Source organism: Streptomyces sp. NPDC091649, assembly GCF_044756785.1.
Lineage (GTDB): Bacteria > Actinomycetota > Actinomycetes > Streptomycetales > Streptomycetaceae > Streptomyces.
The window spans coordinates 64,674-80,033 of record NZ_JBIVTR010000015.1; the positions used below are offsets into that span (position 1 = coordinate 64,674).

Genomic DNA, 15,360 nt, shown 5'->3' on the forward strand with positions numbered 1-15,360 from the left:
CTTCCCTGCGAGCGGGTACCTCGCGCACCGGACGGCCCCACCTGTGCGCGGGCGGGCGTCCATCCGGCCGGGTCCTTCCGTTGCGTCAGTCGGTCCTTCGCGGGTTCATGGACATCAGCCCCCGCAGGCCGTTCTCCAGCACTTCGGGGGACACGTCCCCGAAGAGCGCCTCCTGCACGATGAAGCCCTGCGCCGTCGCGATCATCGTGCGCGCCACATGGTCGCCGGGCACGTCGCTCCCCAGAATTCCGGCGGAACGGTAGGCGTCGACGAGCTTCGACCAGACGACGCGCATGGTGGCGTAGCCGTCGTCGAGCAGTGCGGCAAGCCGTTCGTCGCGCAGCGTCTCCGACCAGAGCTGGACGACGAGCGCGGCGAAGGCCCGCCGCTCCAGCCCGTGCACCTCCCCCGCGAGCACCCCGCCGAGCACCCGGCCGAGCAGCGCGTCCGGGGTGGGGGGCGGCGTCATGCGCGAGGCGTCCTCGAAGGCGCCGCGAATGGCGGCGAAGGTCTCCTCGGTGATCGCCGCGATGATGTCCTCCTTGCCGGGAAAGTAGCGGTAGACCGCTCCGGCGGACAGGCCGGCCTCCCGCAGGACGTCCTGCATGGACGTGCCGTGGAACCCGTTGCGGGCGAAGCAGCGCGCCGCGCCGTCGAGGATCTGACGGCGGCGGGCGTCGAGGTGTTCCTGGGATACGCGAGCCATGGGCCAATCTAAAACGAACATTCCTTCTTGACAATCGAGCACGGCGTGCCGGCAGTGGAACCAGGTCGTAAAACGAACGATCCTTCTCTATAGAGCCATCGCCGCACGAATCGAGGCCCCGCCATGCCCACCGCACCCGACCGCCGCGCGGTGGCGGTCATCCTGTTGGTTCCCCTGCTGGTGACGCTCGCCCTCTGGGCCTTCGCCTGGCCCGCCGCCCGGGTCGCCCCGCGCGACCTTCCGGTCGGGGTGGCGGGGGCGGCACCGGCCGCTCAGCGGCTGGAGCAGCTGTTCGACAAGCGCGACGGGGCTTTCGAGGTACACCGCTTCGACGACGAGGCCGCCGCCCACGCCGCGATCGAGAAACGGGTCGTCTACGGAGCCGTCGTCGCCACCGAGCAGGGCCCCCGGCTGCTCACCGCTTCGGCCGCGAGCCCCGTCGTCGCACAGCTGCTGCGCGAGGCCGTGGCGGCGTCCGCCCCCGAGGGCACGCCGGTCCGGGTCACCGATGTGGTCGCCGCGCCGCCCGGGGACCCCCGGGGCAGCGCACTCGGTGCGAGCGTCCTGCCGCCGGCCCTGGCGGGGATGGCGTCCGGAGCCGTCGTCACCCTGACGGGACTGCGCGGGGCACGGGCCGCGGTGACCCTCCTCGGATCGGCGGCACTGGCGGGCCTCGCCGCCACGGCCGTCGCGCACAGCCGGCTCGGCGTGCTCGCGGGCGACTGGTGGGCGGAGGCGGGAGTGCTCGCGCTCACCGTGCTGGCCATCGGTTCGGCCGTGGCGGGGCTCGCCGCGCTGTTCGGGCCGCGCGGCATCGGGCTCGGCGCGCTGCTGATGGTCCTGCTGGGCAATCCCTTCTCCGGCGTCACCAGCGCACCGGAGCTGCTGCCCGAGCCCGTGGGCACGATCGGCCAGTGGCTCCCGCCGGGCGCGGGCGGTTCACTGCTCCGCTCGGTCGCCTTCTTCGACGGCAACGCGGCGGGCGGCGCCCTGCTGACGCTGTCCCTTTGGTCGGCGTCCGGCCTCGCGGCAGTGCTGCTCGCCCGCCGCGCACCGGCGTCGGCCGGGCCGGCCGAGCCCGTCCGGTCGCCCGCCCTGGCCGGCTGAGCGCCGGGCCCGCACGCGCACCGAGCCGGGCGCCTCTCGCACCGGAGGGGCACCCGGCTTCGCACTACGACGGGGGCAGTCTGGAGGTCAGCTGTCCCGGCCGTCGTGGGGGCGGTGCTCGGCGGCGATACCGAACCTGCGCCGTTCGCCCTGAGCGGAGGGCGCCGAGCCGATCGAGGAGACGGAGCTGATCACCCGCTCCTCGGCCGCAGACTCCTCCGCTTCGAGTTGTTGCAGGTCAGCGGCGGAAACCAGCGCGACGAGCGGCTTGCCGTGCCGCGTCACCACGACGCGTTCACCGCCGTAGACGACGCGGTTGATCAGTTCGGCTAGCTCCGCCCGTGCTTGCGTCACCGGAATCTCGTAGGACATAGTCCCCATCATAACCTTCCGTACGTCCTGTACATTTTTTACAGGCCGTGGGGCCGTGGGCCCACGGCCCCCGGGACCGATGGACGGACAGACGGATGGTCGGCTTCAGGAGAAAGGCACCGCCATGATCCGCCCCACCGCGCGCTACGTACTGCCGGAGATCACCGAGCGCACCGCGACCGGAACCCGGACGCTGGACCCGTACTCCAAGCTGCTGTCGGAGCGGATCGTCTTCCTCGGAACCCCGATCGACGACATCGCGGCGAGCGACCTCATCGCCCAGTTCATGTATCTGGAACACGCCGATCCGGACCGGCCCCTGTCGCTCTACATCAACTCTCCCGGCGGCTCGTTCCAGGCGATGGCGGCGGTCTACGACACCGTGCGGTTCCTGACCTGCGAGGTGGAGACCTTCTGCCTGGGGCAGGCGGGTTCCTACGCGGCGGCCCTGCTCGCGGCCGGGGCGAAGGGACGCCGACATGCGCTGCCCGGCGCGCGGGTAGTCATCCAGCAGCCCGCGATGGAGGAGCCGATGCGGGGCCAGCCGTCCGACCTGGAGATCCATGCGCGCGAACTGGTGCGCACCCGCGAGATGTTCGCGGCCATGCTGGTCCGGGACACCGGCCGGACCGCCGAGCAGATCGCCGCCGACATCGAGCGCGACACCATCCTCGACGCACACGCCGCCCTCGCCTACGGGCTGATCGACCACGTCGTGGAAAACCGCTGACTCTCCGGGCCGCCGTACGACGCGAGGTGAAACGCCGATGGAGCTGACCGAACTCCCGCCCCTGCCCGCACTGACCCGCGCCGAAGGCGAGTTCGTCGACTGCTATCTGGCCGTGCTCGACCAGGTGGGCCGGATCAACCCGGCCCGCGGCAGCGACACCTACAGCGCGCTGCGGGCGGCCCAGGCCCTGGCCTCCGGGGCGGCGGCCCTGCGCGACGCCCTGGCCCTGATGCACGAGCGGGGCGAGTCGCGGGTCCACGCCGCCACCCTGGCGCGGGCCCTGCGCGTCCTGGACGGGGAGCGCAGGGCGGGCCGGGTAGCGATGCCGCCGCCCGGGAACTGACCGGCTCCGCGGGAGGGACGCGCCATACGCGAGTGTGCGCGTCGCCCCCGCCCACGACACGCCCGGCCCCGTGCCCGATTTCGCTCGCTCGTTCGGCGTAGGCGATCACTCGCGCGAGCGACGGCTCAACTTGCGTTCAGCACGCGGGCCGTACTCGAAATGCGCCCTTTCTTCGCTGGTGCGAGCGGGTGCGTCCGGCTCGTCTCCGAGCACGAATCCGGCCTGTCCACCTGAATGGGTCAGTGGTGAGGAGACTCACAAACCCCTGTTTCGGCTCGGAAATCCGGCTCGGAGTGAGTCAAGATCCGTGGGACGACAAGCCCCCGCCACCGCGGCGGGGCGGTCCGGGCGGACGCCGAGTCCTGCCGCCGCCCGGATGACTGGTCGACAGAAGTGGATCGGCAGGAGTGGAGGACCCGAGCACAACGGGCCGACCGGGAGACCGGGAAGCCCTCGGGGTGAAGCCGCGACGCGGCCGGGCAACTTCGCCAGCCCGAACCCGACAGGTCATCCTTCACAGGCGGCTGACGAAGGGTTGCGCATGTCTGCGCAGGTTCATGTCCCGTCTCTGTTCGCCCGGGTCGGCACGGCCTCGGCACTCACCCTGGCCCTGACGTCCACGATGCTGGCACCCGGCCTGGTGAACGACGCCGAGGCCGCCACCCACTCGGCCAAGGCCCTGAAGATCGCCGCGTCGAAGAAGGGCGCTCCCTACAAGTACGGGGCGGCCGGCCCCAGCCGCTTCGACTGTTCGGGGCTGACGCTCTACTCGTTCAAGAGAGCGGGGAAGAAGCTTCCCCGCACGGCGCAGCAGCAATACAACAAGACCCGTCATATCGCGAAGTCACAGCGCAAACGCGGCGATCTCGTCTTCTTCCATTCGGGGCGCGGCGTCTACCACGTGGGCATCTACGCCGGTGCCGGGAAGATCTGGCACTCCCCCAAGTCGGGGGACGTGGTGCGACTGGCGAAAATCTGGTCCAAGAGCGTCCGGTACGGGCGGGTCCGCTGACCCACCGGCCGGACGCTCTTTCGTGCGGGCGGCCCGGGCCCTTTCCGGGCCGCCGTGGACGACCGGGCCCGCCGTGCACGCCCCGGCCTCCGGGGGCGCCCGCAGCGTCCTCAGCGCAGCAGCGGGCCGGTGACCAGTGCGAGTCCCAGACCGGTGAGCGCCACGCCGCTGCCGCCCTCGATGGCCCGGGCGGTACGCGGCCGGCGCAGCCACCGGCCCAGCCGGTCCACGAGCAGCACGACGGCCGGGAACCAGATCAGCGCCAGCGCCACCACCAGGGCGGCGAGCAGCAGGGTCCGGGGCAGTGGCGGCTGCCCGTGTGGCACGAACTGCGGCAACAGGCTGAGGAAGAGGACCGGGGCCTTCGGATTGAGCGCGTTCGTCAGGAATCCCTGGCGCAGGGCACGTCCGAACTCCCCGGGTGCGGGCCGCTCCGGTACGCCCTCCTCCGTGGCGGAGGTCGTACCCGGACCGCCCGCCGACGGGCGGCGGCGGATGGCGTACAGCGCGCTGATCCCGAGGTACAACACGTACGCGCCGCCGAGCAGCTGGACGCCGCGGAAGAGCACCGGCATCGTCACCAGCACCGCGGCGAGCCCGGCGACCGCGAGCCCTGTGTGCACCAGCAGCCCTCCGGCGACGCCGAGCGCGCTGGCCAGGCCGGCGGTACGGGAGGCCAGGGCGTTGCGTACGACGACGGTGAAATCGGCGCCGGGCAGCGCGACCATGCCAGCGGCGACCCCCGTGAAGGCGATCAGTTGTGCGTCCATGAGGTCCACCTTGGACCGGCGGAGCCTTTAGCGTGTACTTGCAATCTTCTGGGTCTGCCTAAAGGAACGCTTCATGTACGACCCGACACGCCTCGCGGCCCTCGTGGCGGTCGCTGAGGCCGGATCGATCACCCGGGCCGCCGCCCGACTGGGCTACACCGCGCCCGCCCTCTCCCAGCAGCTGGCGAAACTGGAGCGGGAGGCGGGAGCGGCGCTGCTCGTGCGCCACCATCGCGGTGCGCGGCTGACGGCTGCGGGCGAACTGCTGGCGGGCCGGGCCCGACGGGTCCTGGACGAACTCGACCAGGCACGGCACGAGCTGGCGCGCCTGGCGGGGCTCTCGGGCGGCCGGCTGCGGGTGGGCACGTTCACGACGGCCGGGATCCATCTGCTGCCACCGGTCCTGAGCGCGTTCCGGCGGGCTCATCCGGAAGTGGAACTGGCCGTCGCCGACTACGAACCGCCCGGCGGGGTCGCCGCGGTGGCCGCGGGCGATGTGGACCTCGCCCTGACCCACGCCTACGAGCCGGCGACGGCCGGCCCGCCGCCCGTGGGTGTTCTCGTGGAACCCCTGCTGGTCGAGGAGCTGGTGCTGGTCACCTCGGTGGGCCATCGGCTCGCCGAGGGCACCGGGCGGCTGGCGGTCAGCGAACTGGCGGGGCGGCCGCTGATCAGCAGCGCCCCCACGCATCCGCCCCGGCGCGGGGTCGAGAAGGCGCTCGCCGACGCCGGGGCGACCCCCGCGGTGGTCTGCGAGTCGCCCGGGTACGCGCTGGTGTGCGCGCTGGTCAGCGCGGGCCTGGGCGTGGCCGTGGTGCCGGAGATGGTCGCCTCGATGGCGGCGGCCCCGCTGTCGGTACGGCGGCTGGAGCCCGCGTCGTTCCGCCGGACCATCTCGGTCGTACACCGGGGCGAGCGGTCGACCGCCGCCGCGGCGACGCTGCTCGCGCTGCTGCGCGGCGGATTCGGCCGCGGAGGCACGGCCCCGGCGGCGAACCGGCTCCCGGCGGGGTGATCCGCCCGGCGGGGCCGCCCCGAAGCCTGCGGGGCGGCCCGGAGCCTACGGCCGACCGGCGGGCCCGCGGCAGGCCCCGGGCCTGCGGCCACCGCTGGCCTCCGGGGCGACCCCCGGGCAGGGAGGGCCGGCCCCGACCTGGGCGGCCCTCCCTGCCCGGGGTCCCCGGACCTGTGACGTCTTCCGGCGTTTGCGCTGCGCACGCGCGATTCGGCGCGAGAGGGACGGCGGAGACGATCTCGCCTCCGTCCGCGCTGCGCACGCGCTCTTCAGCCCTGGAGCGGGAGCGCCCACGGAAGCGCGATCCAGACCGTCTTACCGCCCTCCGCCGTCGGGGTGACCTGGAGCCGTCCGCCGCGCTCCTTGGCCAGCGCCCGGATGATGACCATGCCCCGGCCGTTGTCCTGCCGCACGGCCGCGGGCAGCCTCTGGGGCCATCGGGGGTGACTGTCCGTGACGCCGATGTACAGTTCCTCGTCGCGTTCGAGGCGCAGGTCCACGGTGAAGGTGGGCGACTGGCCGAACGTGTGTTGGACGGCGTTGGTCGCCAGCTCCGAGATGATCAGCCGGACGGTGTCCGCGAACTCGGTGTCATCCGGCAGGCCCCACTGGGACAGGGCCCTGGCCACATATCTGCGGGCCGAGGAGACCGAGACCGGATCGCTCGGCAGAGTGACGGTTGCTTCCTGATGGTCTGCCATGGCGACGCCGTCCCTTTCGAGCCCCGGCCGACGGGCGTTCGGCCAGGATGGTGCTTCGCGCCAGATTGCCATTGATGCAGCTCCCTGTAACGGCGTTCGGCCAAGATATGCATATATCTGTCGCTCGAAGCGGTGAATTCGGGGCTCGTACGGCGTGGACAGACGGCACACTGACCCCTCCGCGGGCCGGTCCGATGACGGACCGGCCCTTCCCGACAGCAGAAGGAGACCGGCATGCCGAACGGCCCTGTCGTCCGGCGGCGCAAGCTCGGTGAGGAGCTGCGGAGCCTGCGCCAGTCCTCCGGGCTGACCAGCCGGGAAGCAGCGCGGCTGCTCGGCTGGCACCAGTCGAAGGTGAGCCGCATCGAGACGGGCGCGAGCGGGGTGACACCCGCCGATGTGTCACGGCTGCTGGATGCCTACGCGGTGCGCGACACCCAGTTGCGTTCCTTGTTCGAGGTGCTCGCCGGGTCGGCCGGCGGCGGCGGTTCGGGCTGGTGGCACGCCTACCGCGGGTTGATCCCACCGCAGTACCGCGACTTCATCAGTCTGGAGTCCCAGGCCAGTACGGTCCGGACGCTGGAGACCTCGGTGGTGCCGGGACTGCTCCAGACCGCCGGATACGCGCGGGCCGTGACCCGGGCCTCGCTGGACGGCTTGCCGGCCGGCCGGCTCGACTCCCTCGTCGAGGTGCGGCTGACCCGCCAGCGGGTGCTGCGCACGAGTCCGCCGCTTCGGTTCACCGCCGTGCTGGACGAGGCGGTGCTCCATCGTGAGGTGGGCGGGCCGGAGGTGATGCGGGATCAGTTGCAGCACTTGCGCCAGGTGTCCCAACTCCCGCACGTGCAGCTTCAGTTACTGCCGTTCTCGGTCGGCGGCTACGTCGGGCTCACTGGACCTTTCGTTATTTTCTCCTTTCCGAACATTTCTGATCTGGACGTGGTCGTTCTTGACCACTTGACGAGTAGCCTCTATCTGGAGCGGAAAGAAGACCTTGAGGCGTACAGCTCGGCCTTCCGTACCTTGCAGGCGCACGCGCTGTCGCCCGAGCGCTCGCTGGACCTCATCACCGCTATCAGCCGCGGCCAGGGGAAACCGGCCCGTCCGACTGCCCGAGGGGGCACCATGCCCGACCGTCCCGCACCGACCGTCACATCGTCCGACACGCCGACCGTCGCACCGACCTCGGTGCCGCCGCCGTCCGGTCCGCGGTGGAAGCGCAGCAGCCACTCGACCGGGATGAACAACTGCGTGGAGACCGCGCGGTTCGGCGGCACGCTCCTCGCCGTACGCGATGCGAAGGACGTGGACCGGCCGCCACTGCGCTTCTCCCTGGCGGCCTGGAGCACATTCGTGGCCGGGCTCGGTCCGCACGGGGCCGGTCCGCGCCCCGTCAGCTGACCGGTGCGTCCGCCTGCCGGGGAGCGGTGGCGAGGACCGTGGCCACCGCGGCCGTGATCTGCTCCTCGGTCAGGTCGGCCCGGGCGGTCAGGCGCAGCCGGGAGACGCCGTCCGGTACCGACGGCGGGCGGAAGCAGCCCACCGCCATTCCGGCCGCGCGGCAGTCGGCCGCCCAGCGCACCGCCGCGTCCGCCGAGGGCGCCCGGACGGAGACGACGGCCGCGTCGGGCCGGACCGCCCTCAGCCCGGCCGCGGTGAGCCGCGTGTACAGCGCGGTGGCCACGTTCCGGGCGCGGGCCGCCCGTTCGGGTTCCCGGCGCAGGACTCCGAGGGCGCCGAGCGCGCCGCCGGCCGCCGCCGGGGCGAGTCCGGTGTCGAAGATGAACGTACGGGCCGTGTTGACCAGGTGGTCGATGACCCGGGCGGATCCCAGGACCGCTCCGCCCTGGCTGCCCAGGGACTTGGACAGGGTGAGCGTGGCCACGATCCCGTCGCCGCCCGCCAGCCGGGCCCCGGCGAGTGCGCCGCGGCCGCCGTCGCCCAGGACTCCGAGGCCATGGGCGTCGTCGACCAGCAGGGCCGCGTTCGCGGCACGGCATACCTCCGCCAGAGCGGGAAGCGGGGCGGCGTCCCCGTCGACGGAGAAGACCGAGTCGGTGACCGCCAGGGCCCGCCCGTCGTGCGCCCCCAGCGCCTTGGCGACCGCCTCCGGGTCGGCGTGCGGCACGACGGCGGTCCCGGCGCGGGAGAGCCGGCAGCCGTCCACGATCGAGGCGTGGTTGCCGGCGTCGGAGACGATGAGAGAGCCGCGCCCGGACAGCGCGGTCAGCGCGGCGAGATTGGCCGCGTACCCGGAGGAGAGCACGAGGGCCGCCTCGAACCCGCAGAACGCGGCCAGTTCCCGTTCGAGTTCGGCGTGCAGGACGGTGGAGCCGGTGACCAGCCGGGACCCCGTCGCCCCGGCCCCCCAGCGATGGGCGGCGGCGGCCGCGGCGGCGATCACCTCCGGGTGCCGCGTGAGACCCAGGTAGTCGTTGCTCGCGAGGTCCAGCAGCTCCGGCTCGGCACCGCGCGGACGCAGGGTGCGTACGAGTCCGGCGGCGGCCCGGCCGCGGGCCTCGGCGTCGATCCAGTCGAACGGGGCGAAGGACATGGGGCGGTCCCTTGAGTAGGCGGGCGGCTCGCGGACGGTCCGGTGCGAACGGTCCCTTTTGTAGGCAGCCAACAGACCCTAGCGGGGCGCGCAGCAGGTCAGGGTGTGGCAATACACACACCCTCGCCCGGGTCTCCTGTCTGGTTCCTCCTTGGCTGGAGGCGGTGCCGTACGCCAGGATCATCTTTCATGGACCTGCTGAACACGCTGGTGGACAAGGGGCTGCGGCGCGAACTGCCGACCCGCGAAGAAGCGCTCGCCGTACTGGCGACCTCCGACGACGAGCTGCTCGACGTGGTGGCGGCCGCCGGGAAGGTGCGCCGTCAGTGGTTCGGGCGGCGCGTCAAGCTCAACTATCTGGTCAACCTGAAGTCGGGGCTCTGTCCCGAGGACTGCTCCTACTGCTCGCAGCGGCTCGGTTCGAAGGCCGGGATCCTCAAGTACACCTGGCTGAAGCCCGACGAGGCTTCCAAGGCCGCCGCCGCCGGGGTGGCCGGCGGCGCCAAGCGGGTCTGCCTGGTGGCGAGCGGGCGCGGCCCGACGGACCGTGACGTGGACCGGGTCTCGAAGACCATCGAGGCGATCAAGGAGGAGAACGAGGGCGTCGAGGTCTGCGCCTGCCTCGGTCTGCTCTCCGACGGGCAGGCCGACCGGCTGCGTTCGGCGGGCGCCGACGCGTACAACCACAACCTCAACACCTCCGAGGAGACGTACGGGGCGATCACCACCACGCACACCTACGCGGACCGGGTGGAGACCGTGCAGCAGGCCCAGGCCGCCGGTCTCTCGGCGTGTTCCGGGCTGATCGCCGGCATGGGCGAGAGCGACAAGGACCTCGTCGACGTCGTGTTCGCGCTGCGGGACCTGGACCCGGACTCGGTGCCGGTGAACTTCCTGATCCCGTTCGAGGGAACGCCGCTCGCCAAGGAGTGGAACCTCACCCCCCAGCGCTGCCTGCGCATTCTGGCGATGGTCCGCTTCGTCTGCCCCGACGTCGAGGTGCGGCTGGCGGGGGGCCGCGAGGTGCACCTGCGCTCGATGCAGCCGCTGGCGCTCCACCTGGTCAACTCCATCTTCCTGGGCGACTATCTGACGAGCGAGGGCCAGGCGGGCCAGACCGACCTGGACATGATCGCGGACGCCGGTTTCGAGGTGGAGGGCGCGGGCACCACCACACTGCCGCGCCACCGGGCCGACGCGCTGGGCGGCGGCTGCGGCACACAGGAGCCCGCGGCGGAGGGGTCCTGCGGATCGCACGGGACGGCCGGAGCCCCGGGCCGCGGTTCCCATGAAGGGGGCGGGGGCTGCGGGCCGTGCGGCGGCCACGGGGAACAGGAGCCGGGGGCCGCGGCGGGCGCCGGGAAGAGTGTGGGCGCCGCCTCGCGTACGGAGAGCGACGGCGCGGCCCGTACGGACCTGGTGGCGGTCCGCCGCCGCGGCGCCGGAACGGACCTCGCGCCCAATGCCTGAACCGCACACCACCGGTTCCGCCGACGGCTTCGGCGGCCCCGCGGCGCCGAGGCCGTACGCCCCCGAGGTGCTGCGGGCGCTCGACCGCGCCCATGTGTGGCACCCCTACGGTCCGATGCCGGGCCGCCAGGAGCCGCTGATCGTGGAGTCGGCCTCCGGCGTACGGCTCCGGCTCGCCGAACCCGTCGAGGGACAGCACGAGTTGGTGGACGGCATGTCCTCCTGGTGGTCGGCGGTGCACGGTTACAACCACCCGGTGCTCAACGAGGCCGCACGCGGCCAGCTGGACCGGATGAGCCATGTGATGTTCGGCGGGCTCACCCACGAGCCGGCCGTCCGGCTGGCGACCCGGCTGGTGGAGATCACCCCCGAGCCGCTCCAGCACGTCTTCCTCGCCGACTCGGGGTCGGTCTCCGTGGAGGTCGCGGTCAAGATGTGCCTCCAGTACTGGCGTTCGGCCGGACGTCCGGCCAAGCGGCGCCTGCTGACCTGGCGCGGGGGCTACCACGGGGACACCTGGCAGCCGATGTCCGTGTGCGACCCGGACGGCGGGATGCACGAGCTGTGGTCGGGGTCCCTGCCCCGGCAGGTCTTCGCCGACGCCCCGCCGGACGGCTTCGACGCGGAGCCGGACCCCGGCTACGCGACGCACCTGCGGGAGCTGATCGCCGCACACGCCGACGAACTCGCGGCGGTCATCGTGGAGCCGGTGGTGCAGGGGGCCGGCGGGATGCGGTTCCACTCCCCCGCCTATCTGCGGGTGCTGCGGGAGGCGTGCGACGAGCACGACGTCCTGCTGGTCCTCGACGAGATCGCGACCGGTTTCGGGCGTACGGGCAAGCTGTTCGCCTCCGGCCATGCCGGGATCGCGCCGGACGTCATGTGCCTCGGCAAGGCGCTGACCGGCGGCTATCTCACGATGGCGGCGACACTGTGCACCACGCGGGTGGCCGAGGGCATCTCCAGCGGCGAGGTGCCGGTGCTGGCGCACGGGCCGACGTTCATGGGCAATCCGCTGGCCGCCTCGGTGGCCTCGGCCTCCGTGGACCTGCTGCTCGGACAGGACTGGGAGGGCGAGGTGGCACGGATCGGCGCGGGCCTGCGTGCCGGGCTCGCTCCCGCCTCCGACATCGCCCAAGTGGTGGACGTACGCGTCCTGGGCGCGATCGGGGTCGTCCAGCTCGACCACGAGGTGGACATGGCGGCGGCGACGCGCGCGGCCGTGCGTGAGGGCGTGTGGCTGCGGCCGTTCCGCGACCTCGTCTACACGATGCCGCCGTACGTCACGGGTGACGGGGACGTGGCACGGATCTGCCGGGCCGTGTGCGCCGCGGCACGGGAGGGCTGAGTCGGCATGTCGACGATTCTGGTGGTGTCCGGTACGGGCACGGAGATCGGCAAGACCGTGGTGACCGCCGCTGTGGCGGCCGCCGCGCGGGGCCGCCGGGTCGCGGTGCTCAAGCCCGCGCAGACCGGGCTCGCGCCCGGGGAGCCGGGTGACGCGGCCGAGGTCGCGCGCCTGGCGGGAAGCCATGTCACCGCCGTCGAACTGGCCCGGTTCCCCGAGCCGTTGGCCCCGGCCACGGCCGCCCGGCGGGCGGGGCTCGCGCCGGTGCGGCCCTTCGAGGTCGCCGAGGCGGCGGAGAAGCTGGCCACCGAGCACGATCTCGTGCTGGTGGAGGGGGCGGGCGGGCTGCTCGTGCGGTTCGACGACGAGGGCGGCACCCTGGCGGACGCGGCCCGGCTGCTGTCCGCGCCGGTGCTGGTGGTGGCCCCCGCGGGCCTGGGCACGCTGAACGCCACGACGCTGACGGCCGAGGCGCTGCGGAACCGGGGGCTGAGCTGCCGGGGCGTCGTGATCGGCAGCATGCCCGCGGAGCCGGACCTCGCGGCCCGCTGCAACATCGAGGACCTGCCGGTCGCGGCCGATGCCCCGCTGCTGGGCGCGGTGTCGGCCGGTGCGGGTTCCCTGTCGGGCGCCGACTTCGCGGCGCGCGCGCCGGGCTGGCTGGCTCCGGAGCTCGGAGGGACCTGGACCTCGCGCTGACCGAGGCGTTGCTGGGGCCCTTCGAAGGAACGGACCCCGCCCGCCTGGACGACGAGACCCGTCACCGCCTCGCGTCCGCCACCGTCTGTCCGCACCGGTGCGGGCTGTCCGCACCGGTGCGGGCCGAGAAGTCGTCCGGATCGATACAGCTCGGCGCGCGACGGGGCCGGACGGCACGGCCCGTCCGAGCGGGAGCGGGGAGAGCCGGGCCGATCCGGGGGAGAATCGTGGAGGAGCGTTACGTCCACTCCTCATGGAGGTCCGTCATGCCACCCCGCAGCAGAAAAGCCCCGAAAGTCCCCCGGGACGCCGTGCACCACCCGGTCTTCGCCCGTTTCTACGCACGAGTGAGCGCGACCGCCGACCGGAAAGGCGGCATCGCCGCGTACCGCGAGGAGCTGCTGGCAGGGCTCTCGGGTCGGATCATCGAGATCGGCGCCGGGAACGGGCTGAACTTCGCCCACTACCCCGCCGCCGTCTCGGAAGTCGTGGCGCTGGAGCCGGAACGCTCGCTGCGGCAGCTCGCCGTCCGCTCCGCCCTGCGCGCCGAGGTGCCGGTGGACGTCGTTCCGGGGGCCGCCGAAGCGCTGCCGGTCAAGAGCGAGGCTTTCGACGGGGCGGTGGTGTCCCTGGTCCTGTGCACCGTACGGGATCTGCCCCGGTCACTCGCCGAAATCAGGCGGGTCCTGCGTCCGGGCGGTGAACTGCGGTTCTTCGAGCACGGGCTGGCACCGGGCCGGGCGCTGGCCACGGTTCAGCGGGCGGCCGACCGAACCCTGTGGCCGCGGCTCTTCGGCGGCTGTCACACAGCCCGGGAGCCACTGGCCGCGATCGAGGCGGCGGGCTTCGCGCTGGGCACGTACCGCAGGCTGCGGATTCCGGACACGGGTCTCCAGCTGCCTTCGTCCCCCTGTTTCCTGGGCGTGGCACGCAAGCCGTTCACCGGGGGCTGAGCCGGCGGGCGGGTGCGCACGCGAGCCGTTCGTCGAAGCCCGCGCGTCCGGGGCCGGGCCCGGACACTCGGCCCCGACTCACACGCTCCACTGCCGCAGCTCGTCGGCGATGGCCCGCACGTCCGCCTTGCCCTGCTTCACCAGCAACGCCAGATCGCGGACCCGTTCGGGCGAGGTGATGACCTTGAGCCCGGAGGCGACGAGGTAGCCGTACGCGACGGCCGAGGCGAACATCGCGTTGGAGTGTTCGAGTGCGGGCACATGCAGCAGCAGCTGCAACAGGGCGGCCGCGCGCGCGTGCGGGTCGCTGTAGACGGCGCTGCCGAAGATCTCCGCGTCGTGCCGGGCGACGGCGGCGACGAGCGCACCCCAGTCGACGACCTGCGGGTCTCCGGGCGTCTTGTGTTCGGCGACCATCAGCAGCCAGGAAAGGTCGATCCGCAGGTTCAACGGGTACCTTCGCGCTCCGGGCCGAACTCCTCGGCGAACACCGATTCGTACTGCTTCATGAAATCGGCTGCGGCCTCGACGAAGGTGTGTCCCACCTCGCCCGCGTCCTGCTGGACGAGTTCCTCTATGTAGCGGTTCACGCTCATCCCCCTCTGCAGCGCGCGCTGTCGCGCGGCCTCGGCGGTGGCCTCGTCCACTCGGACGTTCAGCTGAGTCTTGGGCACCCGACCACGCTAGCGCGGCCGTGCTAGCACCGGCAAGAGGAGCATGCGGTGCTCCCTACACCCATGTGCCGGGGGACGGAGCGGGACACGGGCACGGAGCGCGGGCTTCGAGGGAGGAGGGAGGGAGTGCGGGCTGGGGGTGCAGAGCTCGGCCTTTGGCGTGCGGGGTTCTCGACGCGCGGGGTGCGGGGCGCGGGGCGCGGGGCGCGGGGCGCGGCAGTTCCCGTACGGGACGGCGTGCGCCCGCACTGTGGAATGCGATCGACGCCCCCGCAGGGCGGATGGTGGGATGGCGGTCATGGATGATCTTTCGATACGGTCCGCGACCCCGGCTGACCTGGACCATGTCCTCGCCTTCTGGAAGGTGGCCGCCGAGGGCGCCAGCATCAGTGACGACGGGGACGGGGTCGCCCGTCTGGTCGAACGGGACCCGGAGGCGCTGGTCCTCGCGGAGCGGAGGGGGTCGCTGGTGGGTACCGTCATCGTGGGCTTCGACGGCTGGCGCTGCCATCTCTACCGGCTCGCGGTCCACCCGGACCAGCGGCGCCTAGGTGTGGGCAGCGCCCTCCTCGCGGCGGCGGAGGAACGGTTCACCGCCCTGGGCGGGCGACGCGCGGACGCCATGGTCCTCGACCGCAACACGGCCGCCCACCACGCCTGGCGCGCGGCCGGCTACGAGCCGCAGCCGCAGTGGAGCCGCTGGGTGAAGCACCTGACGGACTAAGGCGAACAGCGGAACGCCGCCGCGGGAGTGACGGGCCGCTGACGCAGGAAGAGCCGAGCGCTGACACGGTAGGGCGGAGCGCTGCTGGGCAGACGCCCTACGATGACATGCCCCTCCGTCACTGCCCTGCCGAAAGGTGTGAGCGTCCGCCCATGGGCGAGCCTCCCAGTAGCCGACTCCGC

At 72.7% G+C, this 15,360-nt stretch carries 17 protein-coding genes, 2 pseudogenes and 1 riboswitch; of the genes and pseudogenes, 12 read left to right on the forward strand and 7 right to left on the reverse strand.

All coding sequences use genetic code 11. The features are described from left to right. Positions 1–85 precede the first annotated feature (85 nt). Positions 86–706 carry a TetR/AcrR family transcriptional regulator gene (locus ACIQMU_RS23485; protein ID WP_352242267.1) on the reverse strand — a complete coding sequence of 207 codons (621 nt, stop codon included), beginning with the start codon at positions 704–706 and terminating at the stop codon, positions 86–88. Positions 707–829: 123 nt separating this feature from the next. Here ACIQMU_RS23485 and ACIQMU_RS23490 point away from each other — a divergent pair, with 123 nt between their 5' ends. Then, positions 830–1,813, forward strand: coding sequence for an ABC transporter permease (locus ACIQMU_RS23490; protein ID WP_352242266.1), 984 nt, complete (start codon positions 830–832; stop codon positions 1,811–1,813). 87 nt (positions 1,814–1,900) lie between these two features. On the opposite strand, the gene ACIQMU_RS23495 is transcribed toward ACIQMU_RS23490, so the two are convergent. Then, a complete protein-coding gene (locus tag ACIQMU_RS23495; protein WP_352242265.1) occupies positions 1,901–2,185 on the reverse strand; it encodes a type II toxin-antitoxin system Phd/YefM family antitoxin in 285 nt (94 codons plus the stop codon). Positions 2,186–2,309: 124 nt separating this feature from the next. On the opposite strand from ACIQMU_RS23495, the gene ACIQMU_RS23500 reads away from it, so the two are divergent. The 3 genes from ACIQMU_RS23500 to ACIQMU_RS23510 all read left to right on the forward strand — a co-directional run bounded on the left by ACIQMU_RS23500 (position 2,310) and on the right by ACIQMU_RS23510 (position 4,270). Continuing rightward, positions 2,310–2,915: an ATP-dependent Clp protease proteolytic subunit gene (locus ACIQMU_RS23500; RefSeq protein WP_352242264.1), complete on the forward strand. Its 606-nt coding sequence runs from the start codon at positions 2,310–2,312 to the stop codon at positions 2,913–2,915. Between the two features lie 37 nt (positions 2,916–2,952). Further along, entirely contained in the window at positions 2,953–3,258 is a 306-nt protein-coding gene (locus tag ACIQMU_RS23505) for a hypothetical protein (protein ID WP_402689614.1), read from the forward strand. Positions 3,259–3,633: 375 nt separating this feature from the next. After that, a riboswitch (cyclic di-AMP (ydaO/yuaA leader) is annotated at positions 3,634–3,796 on the forward strand. 3 nt (positions 3,797–3,799) lie between these two features. Beyond that, complete coding sequence (locus ACIQMU_RS23510) at positions 3,800–4,270, forward strand: C40 family peptidase (RefSeq protein ID WP_352242262.1); 471 nt, start codon at positions 3,800–3,802, stop codon at positions 4,268–4,270. 110 nt (positions 4,271–4,380) lie between these two features. On the opposite strand, the gene ACIQMU_RS23515 is transcribed toward ACIQMU_RS23510, so the two are convergent. Continuing rightward, entirely contained in the window at positions 4,381–5,040 is a 660-nt protein-coding gene (locus ACIQMU_RS23515) for a LysE family translocator (RefSeq protein ID WP_352242261.1), read from the reverse strand. Positions 5,041–5,113: 73 nt separating this feature from the next. Between ACIQMU_RS23515 and ACIQMU_RS23520 the strand changes: the two genes are divergently transcribed. Further along, a complete protein-coding gene (locus ACIQMU_RS23520) occupies positions 5,114–6,055 on the forward strand; it encodes a LysR family transcriptional regulator (RefSeq protein ID WP_352242260.1) in 942 nt (313 codons plus the stop codon). Positions 6,056–6,324: 269 nt separating this feature from the next. Here ACIQMU_RS23520 and ACIQMU_RS23525 read toward each other — a convergent pair whose 3' ends face one another. Then, on the reverse strand, positions 6,325–6,756 hold the full coding sequence (locus ACIQMU_RS23525; RefSeq protein ID WP_352242259.1) for an ATP-binding protein: 432 nt from the start codon (positions 6,754–6,756) through the stop codon (positions 6,325–6,327). A gap of 234 nt (positions 6,757–6,990) precedes the next feature. Here ACIQMU_RS23525 and ACIQMU_RS23530 point away from each other — a divergent pair. Beyond that, positions 6,991–7,839 (forward strand): annotated as a pseudogene (locus tag ACIQMU_RS23530) (helix-turn-helix domain-containing protein); the annotation flags it as partial. A gap of 138 nt (positions 7,840–7,977) precedes the next feature. Continuing rightward, positions 7,978–8,157, forward strand: a pseudogene (locus ACIQMU_RS23535) (DUF397 domain-containing protein); the annotation flags it as partial. Here ACIQMU_RS23535 and ACIQMU_RS23540 read toward each other — a convergent pair. After that, complete coding sequence (locus tag ACIQMU_RS23540) at positions 8,150–9,310, reverse strand: 8-amino-7-oxononanoate synthase (protein ID WP_402689615.1); 1,161 nt, start codon at positions 9,308–9,310, stop codon at positions 8,150–8,152. The pseudogene ACIQMU_RS23535 and the gene ACIQMU_RS23540 sit on opposite strands and share 8 nt — an antisense overlap. Positions 9,311–9,499: 189 nt before the next feature. On the opposite strand from ACIQMU_RS23540, the gene bioB reads away from it, so the two are divergent. The 4 genes from bioB (at position 9,500) to ACIQMU_RS23560 (ending at position 13,780) form a co-directional block, all read left to right on the forward strand. Then, complete coding sequence (gene bioB, locus ACIQMU_RS23545) at positions 9,500–10,780, forward strand: biotin synthase BioB (protein ID WP_352242257.1); 1,281 nt, start codon at positions 9,500–9,502, stop codon at positions 10,778–10,780. Beyond that, a complete protein-coding gene (locus ACIQMU_RS23550) occupies positions 10,773–12,128 on the forward strand; it encodes an adenosylmethionine--8-amino-7-oxononanoate transaminase (RefSeq protein WP_352242256.1) in 1,356 nt (451 codons plus the stop codon). Before bioB ends, ACIQMU_RS23550 begins: the two co-directional genes overlap by 8 nt. A gap of 6 nt (positions 12,129–12,134) precedes the next feature. Beyond that, positions 12,135–12,827, forward strand: coding sequence for a dethiobiotin synthase (gene bioD, locus ACIQMU_RS23555; RefSeq protein WP_352242255.1), 693 nt, complete (start codon positions 12,135–12,137; stop codon positions 12,825–12,827). Positions 12,828–13,093: 266 nt separating this feature from the next. Then, a complete protein-coding gene (locus ACIQMU_RS23560) occupies positions 13,094–13,780 on the forward strand; it encodes a class I SAM-dependent methyltransferase (RefSeq protein ID WP_402689616.1) in 687 nt (228 codons plus the stop codon). A gap of 78 nt (positions 13,781–13,858) precedes the next feature. Here ACIQMU_RS23560 and ACIQMU_RS23565 read toward each other — a convergent pair whose 3' ends face one another. Beyond that, a complete protein-coding gene (locus tag ACIQMU_RS23565) occupies positions 13,859–14,230 on the reverse strand; it encodes a fic family toxin-antitoxin system, toxin component (RefSeq protein ID WP_402689617.1) in 372 nt (123 codons plus the stop codon). Then, positions 14,227–14,454 (reverse strand): hypothetical protein, encoded by a 228-nt coding sequence (locus tag ACIQMU_RS23570; protein WP_010062312.1) that lies wholly within the window; start codon positions 14,452–14,454, stop codon positions 14,227–14,229. The genes ACIQMU_RS23565 and ACIQMU_RS23570 overlap by 4 nt, the downstream gene beginning before the upstream one ends. A 289-nt stretch (positions 14,455–14,743) precedes the next feature. On the opposite strand from ACIQMU_RS23570, the gene ACIQMU_RS23575 reads away from it, so the two are divergent. Then, positions 14,744–15,178, forward strand: coding sequence for a GNAT family N-acetyltransferase (locus tag ACIQMU_RS23575; protein ID WP_352242253.1), 435 nt, complete (start codon positions 14,744–14,746; stop codon positions 15,176–15,178). Positions 15,179–15,360: the final 182 nt, after the last annotated feature.